This is a genomic window from Leifsonia sp. 1010 (assembly GCF_031455295.1).
Taxonomy (GTDB): Bacteria; Actinomycetota; Actinomycetes; order Actinomycetales; family Microbacteriaceae; genus Leifsonia.
In genome coordinates this window covers 188,260-200,189 of sequence record NZ_JAVDSL010000003.1, presented here as the reverse complement: position 1 = coordinate 200,189, position 11,930 = coordinate 188,260, and the positions used below count along the sequence as shown (strand labels likewise).

Sequence of the window (11,930 nt, the reverse complement as noted above, 5' to 3'; positions counted from 1 at the left end):
GCGCACCCGACGTGCAGGAGTCCCATGAGCAGCGAGTCAGTCGAGCCAGGCCACGGTCACTCGCCGGCGGCGTGGACGGCCGTGATCATCATGCTGGTCGCGTTCACCATCGGCGCTATCGCCTTCTTCTTCGACGCCCCCATCATCGTCTGGGCGGCTGCGGGTCTCGCGGTGATCGGCCTCATCGTCGGCTGGGTCATGAAGCGCGCCGGGTACGGCGTCGGCGGCGACAAGTACACCCCGAAGGGGCACTGATCCGTGCTCGCCGACCTCGTCGCCGGCGCGCTCGAGGACGCTGAGCGGAGACGCGACGAGCGTCCCCTCGCCGAGGTGGAGGCCGCAGCCCTCGCTCGCCCCGCCGCGATCGATGCTCTCGCCGCGCTCGCCCCGGCGGAGCGCGTCAAGATCATCGCCGAGGTGAAGCGCGCCAGCCCGTCCCGCGGCTCGCTCGCCGCCATCCCGGATCCCGCAGCCCTCGCGGTCTCGTACGAGACCGGCGGCGCCAGCGCGATCAGCGTCCTGACCGAGGAGCGCCGCTTCCACGGCTCGCTCGCCGACCTGGAGGCGGTCCGCGAGGCCGTCTCGATCCCGGTGCTGCGCAAGGAGTTCGTCGCCGATCCGTACCAGGTGTTCGAGGCCCGCGCCGCGGGCGCCGACCTGGTGCTGCTGATCGTCGCCGCGCTCGATCAGAAGCGGCTCGTCGAGCTGCACGAGCTGATCACCGAGCTGGGCATGACCTCGCTGGTGGAGGCGCACTCGGCCGACGAGCTGAGCCGCGCCCTCGACACCGGCGCGGGCCTCGTGGGCGTCAACGCCCGCGACCTGACGACGTTCGAGCTGGATCGGGACCTGTTCGGCCGCCTGGCCGGCAGCATCCCCTCCGGCGTCATCCGCGTGGCGGAGTCGGCCGTGAAGACGGCCGACGATGTCGCGCATTACCGAGCGGCGGGCGCCGATGTGGTGCTCGTCGGCGAGGCGCTCGTCACGAGCGACCCCGTCGCGACGCTCGAAGAGTTCTTGGGAGTCTGATGTCCCTCCGCACTGAGCAGGGTCCGTATTTCGGCGACTTCGGCGGCCGGTTCGTCCCCGAGTCGCTGGTCGCAGCGCTCGACGAGCTGTCGGCGGCGTGGGAGGAGGCGAAGGCCGACCCCGCTTTCCATGCCGAGCTGGATGAGCTCCACCGCAGCTACACCGGCCGCCCGTCGATCATCACCGAGGTGCCCCGGTTCGCCGAGCACGCAGGCGGCGCCCGCATCATCCTGAAGCGCGAGGACCTCAACCACACCGGCTCGCACAAGATCAACAACGTGCTGGGCCAGGCCATCCTGACGAAGCGCATCGGCAAGACCCGCGTGATCGCCGAGACCGGCGCCGGCCAGCACGGCGTCGCCACGGCGACGGCCGCCGCCCTGTTCGGGCTCGAGTGCACGATCTACATGGGCGAGGTCGACACCGAGCGCCAGGCGCTGAACGTCGCCCGCATGCGACTCCTCGGCGCCGAGGTCGTCGCCGTCAAGACCGGCTCGCGCACGCTCAAGGACGCCATCAACGACGCCATGCGCGACTGGGTGACGAACGTCGAGCACACCAACTACATCTTCGGAACGGTCGCGGGCCCGCACCCGTTCCCGGCGATGGTGCGCGACCTCCAGAAGATCATCGGCGAGGAGGCGCGCGAGCAGGTGCAGGAACTCACCGGCCGCCTGCCGAACGCCGTCGTCGCGTGCGTCGGCGGAGGCTCGAACGCGATGGGCATCTTCCACGCCTTCCTGGACGACGAGGATGTGCGCCTGATCGGCTTCGAGGCGGGCGGCGAGGGTGCGGACACCCCGCGTCACGCCGCGACGATCACCAAGGGCCGCCCCGGCGTGCTGCACGGCGCGCGCTCCATGCTGCTGCAGGACGAGGACGGCCAGACCATCGAATCCCACTCGATCTCCGCCGGCCTCGACTACCCGGGCGTCGGCCCGGAGCACGCCTGGCTCGCGAAGATCGGCCGCGCCGAGTACCGGCCGGTGTCGGATGCGGACGCCATGGAGGCCCTGCGCCTCCTCAGCCGCACCGAGGGCATCATCCCCGCCATCGAGTCGTCCCACGCCCTGGCCGGCGCCCTGGTCCTCGGGCGCGAGCTCGGGCCGGAGGGCATCATCCTGGTGAACCTCAGCGGCCGCGGCGACAAGGACATGGAGACGGCCGGGCGGTACTTCGACCTGATCGACGCCGACGCGGTGCAGTCGTGAGCGGCGTGGTCACGAGCCGCGTCGCCGAGGCGATCGCCCGCCGCAACACCGAGGCGTCCGGCGCGCTGATCGGCTACCTCCCGGCGGGCTTCCCGGACCTCACGACCAGTGTGGATGCGGCTGTCGCGCTCGCGCAGAACGGGGTCGACGTCATCGAGCTCGGCCTGCCGTACTCCGACCCCGTGATGGACGGCACGGTCATTCAGGCGGCGACGCAGCAGGCGCTCAGCGCCGGCTTCCGCCTGCGTGACGGCTTCACGGCCGTCCGCGAGATCACCGCGCAGGTCGACATCCCCGTGCTCGTCATGACCTACTGGAACCCGGTGCTGCAGTACGGCGTCGACCGCTTCGCGGACGACCTCGCGGCGGCCGGGGGAGCAGGTCTCATCACGCCCGACCTCATCCCGGACGAGGGTGCCGACTGGCTCGCCGCATCCGACCGCGTCGGTCTCGACCGCGTGTTCCTCGCAGCGCCCAGCTCGACCGACGCCCGCCTGAAGCAGGCGGTGGAGGAGAGCCGCGGGTTCGTCTACGCCGTCTCGACCATGGGCATCACGGGCGCGCGCACCGATGTGGATGCGGCGGCGCGCACGCTCGTCGGCCGCCTCCGCGAGGCGGGCGCGACCAGCACGTGCGTCGGACTGGGCATCTCCTCGGCCGCGCAGGTGGCCGAGGTGCTCGAGTACGCGGACGGCGCGATCGTCGGCTCGGCGCTCGTCAAGGCGCTGGCCGACGGCGGCGTGGCGGAGGCCAGGCGCGTGGCGGCCGGGCTCGCCCGCGGCACAGCGGCCTAGCCGGGCGTTCTAGACTATGGTGGCCGCGCGCCTCTCTGCGCCGCGGCATGATCGACACGAAAGGTGAGTCATCGGGTGTTTGCGACGATGAGCGGCTGGATGGCCAGCATCCCGAGTCCTGGGCCCGAGTGGGCGCAGATCCCGCTGCCTTTCTGGCCGTACCGCATCCAGATGTACGCGCTGATCATCCTCGTGGGCATCGTCGTCGCGGCCATGTGGACCTCGCGCCGCCTCACCAAGCAGGGCGCAGAGCCGGGCGTCGTGCTCGACATCCTGCTGTGCGCCGTACCGCTCGGGATCATCGGCGCCCGGTTCTACCACGTCGTGACGCACCCGAAGGACTTCTTCTACCCGGGCGCGAACATCTGGAACCCCTTCCAGCCCGGCAGCATCTGGGCGATCTGGGAGGGCGGCGGCGCCATCTTCGGCGCCCTGATCGGTGGCGCCATCGGTGTGCTCATCGGCTGCCGCTGGACCGGGCTCCGGTTCTGGACGTTCGCGGACGCGCTCGCGCCGGCCCTCCTGCTCGCGCAGGCCATCGGCCGCCTCGGCAACTACTTCAACCAGGAGCTCTTCGGCCTTCCGACCGACCTGCCCTGGGGCCTCCAGATCGACGCGGGCAACAAGGCGATCCCGGTCGGCCTGCCCGCGGACACGCTGTTCCAGCCGCTCTTCCTCTACGAGATGATCTGGAACGTCATCGGCGTCGTCGTCATCGTCTGGCTGCAGCGCCGCTTCCGCCTGCAGTGGGGCAAGGTGTTCGCCGTCTACCTGATCTGGTACGGCGCCGGCCGCTCCTACCTGGAGTCGATCCGCATCGACCCGAGCGAGTTCACGCTGCTCGGCATCCCGAGCAACGTCTGGGCCGCTTTCGGCGCCGTGGTGCTCGGCCTCATCATCTTCCTCGTCCAGTCGCGCAGGCACCCCGGCCTCGAGCCGAGCCCGTACCGACCGGGTCGTGAATGGGTGAACCCGGATGCTGAGGTAGACTCGGACGACACGGACCTGGAGGACGAGGACGCCGCCGACGCAGACGGTGTGCCTGCCGGGTCCGCTTCGGCCAAGGCCACAAGCCCCACGAACGGATAAACCCGACGGCTCGAAGTACCAAAACCGTCGAGGCGATCCCACGCACCTGACCGCTCCACGATTCCGAGCCGCACACGGCCCGGAGGATGCGGCGGAACTCATACGCACCGGGCCGATGGCGTCCCTGCACCCAACATCCCCACATCCACGACACTGTGAGGACGGTCGACAGATGGCGCTCACGCCTCCCCATTCCCGCTTCGGGACCGTGCCTGGCCCGCAGGGCCTGTACGACCCTGCCCACGAGAAGGACGCCTGCGGTCTCGCCATGGTCGCGACCCTCCGAGGCACGGCCGGGCACGACATCATCGACGCCGCGCTCGAGGCGCTGCGTCACCTCGAGCACCGCGGCGCGGTCGGCTCGGACGCCGGCACCGGTGACGGTGCGGGCATCATCACCCAGGTGCCGGATGCGTTCCTGCGCGCCGTCGCCGGCTTCGAGCTCCCGGCGGCCGGTCGGTACGCGGTCGGCAACGCGTTCCTGCCGAGCGCGGAGGACGAGCGCGCCGAGGTCAAGGCGGCTCTCGAATCCATCGCGGCCGAGCACGAGCTGACCGTCCTCGGCTGGCGGTCCGTCCCTGTCCGCCCGGACGAGCTCGGCACGCTGGCCCGCCAGGCCATGCCGGTGATCGAGCAGCTCTATGTCGCGTCCACTCGCGTCGACGAGAACGGCGAGGGTGTCTCCGGCATCGCGCTCGACCGTCAGACCTTCTTCCTGCGGAAGCGGGCCGAGCGGGAGCTCGACCTGTACTTCTCGTCGCTGTCGAGCCGCACGCTCGTCTACAAGGGCATGGTCACCACGCTCCAGCTGGAGCCGTTCTACCCGGACCTGTCGGATGAGCGCTTCGCCTCGAAGCTCGCCCTGGTGCACTCGCGCTACTCGACGAACACCTTCCCGTCGTGGCCGCTCGCGCAGCCGTTCCGGATGATCGCGCACAACGGCGAGATCAACACCGTCCAGGGCAACCGCAACTGGATGCGCGCCCGCCAGTCGCAGCTCGAGAACGAGCTGCTCGGCGACCTGAAGCCGGTGTTCCCGATCGTCACGCCCGGCGCCTCCGACTCGGCCTCCTTCGATGAGGTCGTGGAGCTGCTGTCGCTGAGCGGCCGGTCGCTCCCGCACGCCGTCATGATGATGGTGCCGGAAGCGTGGGAGAACCAGACCGAGATCGACCCGGTCCGCCGCGCGTTCTACGAGTACCACTCGATGCTCATGGAGCCGTGGGACGGCCCGGCGGCGATCGTGTTCACCGACGGCTCGGTCGTCGGCGCGACCCTCGACCGCAACGGCCTGCGCCCCGGCCGGTACGTCGTCACGAACGACGGCCTCGTCGTGCTCGCCTCCGAGATCGGCGTGCTCGACTTCGAGCCCAGCCGCGTCGTCCGCAAGGGCCGCCTGCGCCCCGGCCGGATGTTCCTGGTCGACACGGTCGCCGGCCGCCTCATCGAGGACGAGGAGATCAAGTCCGAGCTCGCCGCCGGCGCGCCCTACGGGGAGTGGCTGGACGAGGGCCGGATCAACCTGAAGGACCTCCCGGAGCGCGAGCACATCGTCCACACCCCGGCGTCGATCACACGCCGCCAGCGGACGTTCGGCTACACGGAGGAGGAGGTCCGCATCCTCCTCCGCCCGATGGCGACCACCGGCGCGGAGCCGCTCGGCGCCATGGGATCGGACACGCCCGTCGCCGTGCTGTCGGAGCGCCCGCGCCTGCTGTTCGACTACTTCACGCAGCAGTTCGCGCAGGTCACCAACCCGCCGCTCGACTCGATCCGCGAGGAGGTCGTCACCTCCCTGAAGCTCGGTCTCGGCCCGGAGCGCAACCTGCTGTCGGCCGGCCCCGAGCACGCCAAGCAGGTCGTGCTCGACTTCCCGGTGATCGACAACGACGAGCTGGCGAAGATCCAGCACATCGACCCGCGGCCGGGCAGCACGCTGACCACGACCGTGCGCGGCCTGTACCGTTCGGACGCCGGCCCCGACGCCCTGGAGCGCCGTCTCGCCGAGATGTGCGACGAGGTCGACGAGGCCATCGCGGCCGGAGCGCAGTTCATCGTGCTCAGCGACCGCGACTCGACGAAGGACCTCGCGCCCATCCCGTCGCTGCTGATGCTCGCCGCCGTGCACCACCACCTCATCCGCTCGGAGACCCGCATGAAGGTGGGCCTGATCGTGGAGGCCGGGGATGTGCGCGAGGTGCACCACGTCGCCCTGCTCATCGGGTACGGCGCCTCGGCGATCAACCCGTACCTGGCGATGGAGACCTGCGAGGAGCTCGTCCGCAGCGGGATGATCACCGGCGTCAGCCCCGAGAAGGCGGTCAAGAACGTCATCAAGGCGCTCGGCAAGGGCGTGCTGAAGATCATGTCGAAGATGGGCATCTCGACGGTGTCCTCCTACGCGGGCGCTCAGGCGTTCGAGGCCGTCGGGCTCAGCCAGGAGTTCGTCGACCAGTACTTCACCGGCACGACGAGCAAGCTGGGCGGCGTCGGGATCGACGTCATCGCGGCCGAGAACCTCGCCCGTCACGAGAGCGCGTACCCCGCCGAGGGCGCCGCGCTCGCGCACGAGCGCCTCGCGACCGGCGGCGAGTACCAGTGGCGCCGCGACGGATCTCCGCACCTCTTCAACCCGGAGACGGTCTTCCGCCTGCAGCACTCCACGCGCACGCGGCGGTACGACGTGTTCCGCGAGTACACGAGGCTCGTCGACGACCAGTCCGAGTCGCTGATGACCCTGCGCGGGATGTTCTCGCTCAAGGAGGGCGAGCGTCCGCCGGTGCCGCTGGAGGAGGTCGAGCCCGTCTCGTCCATCGTCAAGCGCTTCTCCACGGGTGCGATGAGCTACGGCTCCATCTCCAAGGAGGCGCACGAGACGCTCGCAATCGCGATGAACCGGCTCGGCGCCAAGTCGAACACCGGTGAGGGCGGCGAAGACCTCGACCGTCTGCTCGACCCGGAGCGTCGCAGCGCCATCAAGCAGGTCGCCTCCGGCCGCTTCGGTGTGACGTCGATGTACCTGACGCACGCCGACGACATCCAGATCAAGCTGGCGCAGGGCGCGAAGCCCGGCGAGGGCGGGCAGCTGCCGCCGACCAAGGTGTACCCGTGGGTCGCGCGCACCCGTCACGCGACCGCCGGTGTCGGCCTCATCTCGCCGCCGCCGCACCACGACATCTACTCGATCGAAGACCTCAAGCAGCTCATCTTCGACCTGAAGCGCGCCAACCCGGGCGCCCGCGTGCACGTCAAGCTGGTTTCCGAGTCGGGTATCGGCGCGGTCGCGGCCGGCACCGCCAAGGCGCTGGCCGACGTCATCCTGGTCTCCGGCCACGACGGCGGCACGGGCGCATCCCCGGTCAACTCGCTGAAGCACGCCGGGACGCCGTGGGAGCTGGGCCTCGCCGAGACGCAGCAGACGCTGATGCTGAACGGGATGCGCGAGCGCGTCGTCGTGCAGGTCGACGGCCAGCTGAAGACCGGACGCGACGTCATCGTCGGTGCGCTGCTCGGGGCCGAGGAGTTCGGCTTCGCGACCGCGCCGCTGGTCGTCTCCGGCTGTGTCATGATGCGCGTCTGCCACCTGGACACCTGCCCCGTCGGCGTCGCCACGCAGAACCCCGAGCTCCGTGCTCGGTTCTCGGGCAAGCCCGAGTTCGTGGTCAACTTCTTCGAGTTCATCGCGGAGGAGGTGCGCGAGTACCTCGCTGCCCTCGGCTTCCGCACCCTCGACGAGGCGATCGGCCACGCCGAGCTGCTCGACGTCGACCGCGCCGTCGACCACTGGAAGGCGTCCGGTCTCGACCTCGCGCCCATCCTGCACGGTCCGGCCTTCGGTCCGGAGGCTCCTCGCCGCAACGGCCGCGCGCAGGACCACGAGCTGGAGCACCACTTCGACGTGCAGCTGATCGACGCGGCACGCGATGTGCTGGAGAACGGCGGCCGCATCGAGCTGAGCCTCCCGATCCGCAACACGGAGCGCGCCGTGGGCACGATGCTGGGCCACGAGGTGACCGTCCGCCACGGCGAGAACGGCCTCCCCGCCGGCTCCATCGACATCACGCTCACCGGTTCGGCCGGTCAGTCGCTCGGCGCGTTCCTCCCCGCGGGCATCACGCTGCGGCTGGAGGGCGACTCCAACGACTACGTCGGCAAGGGCCTGTCGGGCGGCCAGATCGTCGTGAAGCCCCCGCGCGACAGCGTGTTCGCCGCCGAGCGGAACGTGATCGCCGGCAACGTGATCGGCTACGGCGCGACGCAGGGCAGCATGTTCATCCGCGGGATCGTGGGCGAGCGCTTCCTGGTGCGCAACTCGGGTGCGACGGCGGTCGTCGAAGGCGTGGGCGACCACGCGCTCGAGTACATGACCGGTGGTCTCGCCGTCATCCTCGGCGGCACCGGACGCAACCTCGGTGCCGGAATGTCCGGCGGGACCGCGTACGTGTACGACCTGAAGCGGGAGCGCGTCAACCGCGACTCGCTCGCGACGGGCGAGCTCGAACTCCTGCCGCTCGGCAGCGCAGACATCGAGATCGTCCGCGACCTGCTCGAACAGCACGCCGCCGAGACGGGCTCCGAGCTCGCCGCGCGGATGCTGGAGGACTTCGACGAGACCGTCGCGAAGTTCGTCAAGGTGCTGCCGCGGGACTACGCCGCGGTGATGCAGATGCGCCAGGAAGCCGTCGACGAGGGTCTCGACCCCGACGGCGACATCGTGTGGAACAGAATTCTGGAGGTGACCGGTGGCTGACCCAAAGGGCTTTATGAAGGTGACCGAGCGGGAGCTGCCCAAGCGCCGCCCCGTCTCGGTCCGGCTCATGGACTGGAAAGAGGTCTACGAGGCCCAGGACCCGGCGCAGCTGCGCCGCCAGGCCGGACGCTGCATGGACTGCGGCGTGCCGTTCTGCCACTCGGGCTGCCCGCTCGGCAACCTCATCCCCGAGTGGAACGACCTCATGTGGCGCGGCGAGGGCCGCCAGGCGATCGACCGCCTCCACGCGACGAACAACTTCCCGGAGTTCACCGGGCGGCTGTGCCCCGCTCCCTGCGAGTCGTCGTGCGTGCTCGGCATCAACCAGCCGGCCGTCACGATCAAGCAGGTCGAGGTCTCGATCATCGACCAGGCGTGGCAGCACGGCTGGGTGCAGCCGCAGCCGCCGGAGCGCCTCACCGGCAAGACGGTCGCCGTGGTCGGCTCCGGCCCCGCCGGCCTCGCCGCGGCTCAGCAGCTGACGCGCGCCGGCCACACCGTCGCCGTCTACGAGCGGGACGACCGCATCGGCGGACTGCTGAGGTACGGCATCCCCGACTTCAAGATGGAGAAGAAGCACCTCGAGGCGCGTCTCAACCAGATGATGGCCGAGGGCACCCGGTTCCGCGCCGGTGTCGACATCGGCACGGACATCAGCTGGGACGACCTGCGCGCCCGGTACGACGCGGTCGTCGTCGCGACCGGCGCGATGGTGCCGCGCGACCTGCTCATCCCGGGCCGTGAGCTCTCCGGCGTGCACTTCGCCATGGAGTACCTGGTCCAGCAGAACAAGGCGGGCGCGGGCGACCAGATCGCCGACCAGATCACGGCGGACGGCAAGCACGTCGTCGTCCTCGGCGGCGGCGACACCGGCGCGGACTGCATCGGCACCGCCCACCGCCAGGGCGCCGCGAGCGTCACCAACCTCGCCATCGGCAAGCAGCCGCCTGCCGAGCGCCCCGACCACCAGCCGTGGCCGACCACGCCGACGCTGTTCGAGGTCCAGTCGGCCCACGAGGAGGGCGGGAAGCGCGAGTACCTCGCGTCGACCGTCGAGTTCCTCGCCAACGAGTTCGGAGAGGTGCGCGCCCTGCTCGTGGCCGAGACCGAGTTCCTCGACGGACGCCGGGTGCCGAAGGCCGGAACCGAGCGCGAGATCCCGGCCGACCTGGTGCTGCTGGCCCTCGGATTCACCGGCCCGGAGCAGCAGGACCTGTCCTCGCAGCTGGGCCTGCCGTTCGACGGCCGCGGCAACGTCGCGCGTGATTCCGACTACCAGACGGAGCAGGAGGGCGTGTTCGTCGCCGGCGACGCCGGCCGCGGTCAGTCCCTGATCGTGTGGGCTATCGCAGAGGGCCGGGCAGCGGCGGCCGCTGTTGACCGGTATCTTGAAGGGGAGACGCAGTTGCCGTCTCCGATCCGTCCCACCGACCGCGGCATCCTCGTCTGAGCGAGGCGATGCCCGCACGACCGGGCGCCACCACGAAATCACGCGCCGTCGGCGCAGAATCACGGAGCGAACAGAAAAGCATGAGAAGGGCCAAAATCGTCGCGACCCTCGGGCCGGCGACCTCCAGCTACGACAACATCCGCGCGATCATCGACGCGGGTGTGGACGTGGCCCGCATGAACCTGAGCCACGGCAGCTACGAGGTGCACGAGGGGGTCTACGCCAACGTGCGCAAGGCCGCCGACGACGCCGGGAAGCCGGTCGCCGTGCTCGTCGACCTCCAGGGCCCCAAGATCCGCCTCGGCAAGTTCGAGGCTGGGCCCTACGAGCTCGCCGAGGGCGACATCTTCAAGATCACCACCGAAGACATCATCGGCACGAAGGAGATCTCCTCGACGACGTTCAAGGGCCTGCCCAACGACGTCAAGCCGGGCGACTTCCTGCTGATCGACGACGGCAAGGTGCGCGTTCGCGTCGTCGAGGTCGACGGCCCGGTCGTCACGACCGAGGTGATCGTCGCCGGTCCCGTCTCGAACAACAAGGGCATCAACCTGCCGGGCGTCGCCGTGAACGTCCCGGCGCTCTCCGACAAGGACGAGGCCGACCTGCGCTGGGGCCTCAAGCTCGGCGCCGACCTGATCGCCCTCTCGTTCGTCCGGAACGCCAAGGACATCGAGCGCGTGCACGAGATCATGGCGGAGGAGGGCCGCAAGGTCCCCGTCGTCGCGAAGATCGAGAAGCCGCAGGCCGTGGATGCGCTCGAGGAGATCATCGAGGCGTTCGACGCCATCATGGTCGCCCGCGGCGACCTGGGCGTCGAGCTGCCGCTCGAGGCCGTGCCGATCGTGCAGAAGCGCGCTGTCGAGCTGGCCCGCCGCGCGGCGAAGCCGGTCATCGTGGCGACGCAGATGCTCGAGTCGATGATCTCCAGCCCGGTGCCGACCCGCGCCGAGACCTCGGACGTCGCGAACGCCGTCCTCGACGGCGCCGACGCGGTCATGCTCTCGGGCGAGACCAGCGTCGGGGAGTACCCGACGGTCACCGTGCAGACCATGGCGCGCATCGTCACCTCGACCGAGGAGCACGGCCTGGACCGAATCCAGCCGCTCGGCACCCGCCCCCGCACCCAGTCGGGCGCGATCACGCTCGCCGCGGTCGAGGTCGCCGACTTCGTCGAGGCGAAGTTCCTCTGCGTCTTCACCGAGTCGGGGGAGTCCGCCCGCCGCATGGCGCGTCTGCGCAACAAGATCCCGATCCTGGCGTTCACGCCGGAGGAGTCGGTTCGCCGCCGCATGTCGTTGTTCTGGGGCGTCGAGTCGTTCGTCGTCGGCCGTGTCACCCACACCGACCAGATGGTCGCGCAGGTGGATGAGGCCCTCAAGTCGACCGGCCGCGCCGTAGACGGCGACAAGGTGATCATCATCTCCGGTTCCCCTCCCGGGATCCCCGGAACCACCAACGACATCCGCGTGCACCGGGTCGGCGACGTCCTGTAGCACCGGTCGGAAGGGCCCCGCTTCGGCGGGGCCCTTCTGCGTTCCCGGGCGGCGTCGCTCGATGCGCGCGCACTCCCGCCGGGTCGCGGCGCGGGTTCGGAGGACTTCCGA

At 70.2% G+C, this 11,930-nt stretch carries 8 protein-coding genes; all 8 read left to right on the top strand.

All coding sequences use genetic code 11. The annotated features are described in order from the left end of the window. Window positions 1-24 precede the first annotated feature (24 nt). The 8 genes from J2Y42_RS14510 to pyk all read left to right on the top strand — a co-directional run bounded on the left by J2Y42_RS14510 (window position 25) and on the right by pyk (window position 11,819). A complete protein-coding gene (locus tag J2Y42_RS14510; RefSeq protein WP_018191184.1) occupies window positions 25-255 on the top strand; it encodes a DUF6704 family protein in 231 nt (76 codons plus the stop codon). Window positions 256-258: 3 nt separating this feature from the next. Next, a complete protein-coding gene (gene trpC, locus J2Y42_RS14505) occupies window positions 259-1,029 on the top strand; it encodes an indole-3-glycerol phosphate synthase TrpC (protein ID WP_309859950.1) in 771 nt (256 codons plus the stop codon). After that, on the top strand, window positions 1,029-2,240 hold the full coding sequence (trpB, locus tag J2Y42_RS14500) for a tryptophan synthase subunit beta (RefSeq protein WP_309859948.1): 1,212 nt from the start codon (window positions 1,029-1,031) through the stop codon (window positions 2,238-2,240). Before trpC ends, trpB begins: the two co-directional genes overlap by 1 nt. After that, on the top strand, window positions 2,237-3,034 hold the full coding sequence (gene trpA / locus J2Y42_RS14495) for a tryptophan synthase subunit alpha (RefSeq protein ID WP_309859946.1): 798 nt from the start codon (window positions 2,237-2,239) through the stop codon (window positions 3,032-3,034). Before trpB ends, trpA begins: the two co-directional genes overlap by 4 nt. 87 nt (window positions 3,035-3,121) lie before the next feature. Then, on the top strand, window positions 3,122-4,123 hold the full coding sequence (gene lgt / locus J2Y42_RS14490) for a prolipoprotein diacylglyceryl transferase (protein WP_309860361.1): 1,002 nt from the start codon (window positions 3,122-3,124) through the stop codon (window positions 4,121-4,123). A 172-nt stretch (window positions 4,124-4,295) separates the two neighbouring features. After that, window positions 4,296-8,873 carry a glutamate synthase large subunit gene (gene gltB, locus J2Y42_RS14485; RefSeq protein ID WP_309859944.1) on the top strand — a complete coding sequence of 1,526 codons (4,578 nt, stop codon included), beginning with the start codon at window positions 4,296-4,298 and terminating at the stop codon, window positions 8,871-8,873. Then, window positions 8,866-10,323: a glutamate synthase subunit beta gene (locus J2Y42_RS14480; RefSeq protein WP_309859943.1), complete on the top strand. Its 1,458-nt coding sequence runs from the start codon at window positions 8,866-8,868 to the stop codon at window positions 10,321-10,323. The genes gltB and J2Y42_RS14480 overlap by 8 nt, the downstream gene beginning before the upstream one ends. Before the next feature lie 80 nt (window positions 10,324-10,403). After that, on the top strand, window positions 10,404-11,819 hold the full coding sequence (pyk, locus tag J2Y42_RS14475; protein WP_309859941.1) for a pyruvate kinase: 1,416 nt from the start codon (window positions 10,404-10,406) through the stop codon (window positions 11,817-11,819). Window positions 11,820-11,930: the final 111 nt, after the last annotated feature.

Excerpts from the sequence above, each read along its gene's own strand:
- pyk (WP_309859941.1), top strand. The coding sequence starts at position 10,404 with ATGAGAAGGGCCAAAATCGTCGCGACCCTCGGGCCGGCGACCTCCAGC.
- trpB (WP_309859948.1), top strand. The coding sequence starts at position 1,029 with ATGTCCCTCCGCACTGAGCAGGGTCCGTATTTCGGCGACTTCGGCGGC.
- lgt (WP_309860361.1), top strand. The coding sequence starts at position 3,122 with ATGAGCGGCTGGATGGCCAGCATCCCGAGTCCTGGGCCCGAGTGGGCG.
- gltB (WP_309859944.1), top strand. The coding sequence starts at position 4,296 with ATGGCGCTCACGCCTCCCCATTCCCGCTTCGGGACCGTGCCTGGCCCG.
- J2Y42_RS14510 (WP_018191184.1), top strand. The coding sequence starts at position 25 with ATGAGCAGCGAGTCAGTCGAGCCAGGCCACGGTCACTCGCCGGCGGCG.